Raw genomic sequence first — 1,171 nt, forward strand, 5'->3', positions numbered from 1 at the left:
TGTTTCCAGTCCATGTCAAGCCTTGGTAAGGTTCTTCGCGTTGCATCGAATTAATCCGCATGCTCCGCCGCTTGTGCGGGCCCCCGTCAATTCCTTTGAGTTTTAGCCTTGCGGCCGTACTCCCCAGGCGGGGCACTTAATGCGTTAGCTACGGCGCGGAAAACGTGGAATGTCCCCCACACCTAGTGCCCAACGTTTACGGCATGGACTACCAGGGTATCTAATCCTGTTCGCTCCCCATGCTTTCGCTCCTCAGCGTCAGTTAATGCCCAGAGACCTGCCTTCGCCATCGGTGTTCCTCCTGATATCTGCGCATTTCACCGCTACACCAGGAATTCCAGTCTCCCCTACATCACTCTAGTCTGCCCGTACCCACCGCAGATCCGGAGTTGAGCCCCGGACTTTCACGGCAGACGCGACAAACCGCCTACGAGCTCTTTACGCCCAATAATTCCGGATAACGCTTGCGCCCTACGTATTACCGCGGCTGCTGGCACGTAGTTAGCCGGCGCTTCTTCTGCAGGTACCGTCACTTACGCTTCTTCCCTACTGAAAGAGGTTTACAACCCGAAGGCCGTCATCCCTCACGCGGCGTCGCTGCATCAGGCTTCCGCCCATTGTGCAATATTCCCCACTGCTGCCTCCCGTAGGAGTCTGGGCCGTGTCTCAGTCCCAGTGTGGCCGGTCACCCTCTCAGGCCGGCTACCCGTCGTCGCCTTGGTGAGCCATTACCTCACCAACAAGCTGATAGGCCGCGAGTCCATCCAAAACCACAATAAAGCTTTCCACCCCCCACCATGCGATGAGGAGTCATATCCGGTATTAGACCCAGTTTCCCAGGCTTATCCCAGAGTTAAGGGCAGGTTACTCACGTGTTACTCACCCGTTCGCCACTAATCCCCCCACAAGTGAGGTTCATCGTTCGACTTGCATGTGTTAAGCACGCCGCCAGCGTTCATCCTGAGCCAGGATCAAACTCTCCGTTGAAAAACACAGACACAACCAGGAACCACGGGAAAACGCGGACACCCGGCTGCACAAAATTCGAAACCAGCCAAAAACACCAAACCACACCACGGGGTGGCACAGTCCGGCACAATCAACCAATTCAATACAATAAATTGGTATCAACAAACTTGGCACACTATTGAGTTCTCAAACAACAGACACA

The 1,171-nt window shown here is 54.8% G+C and carries 1 rRNA gene; it reads right to left on the reverse strand.

From position 1 onward, the window contains the following. Positions 1-987: ribosomal RNA gene (locus ABIB14_RS18700) — 16S ribosomal RNA — on the reverse strand; the annotation flags it as partial. Positions 988-1,171 lie beyond the last annotated feature (184 nt).

The organism is Arthrobacter sp. UYEF3 (assembly GCF_040546245.1).
Classification (GTDB): domain Bacteria; phylum Actinomycetota; class Actinomycetes; order Actinomycetales; family Micrococcaceae; genus Arthrobacter.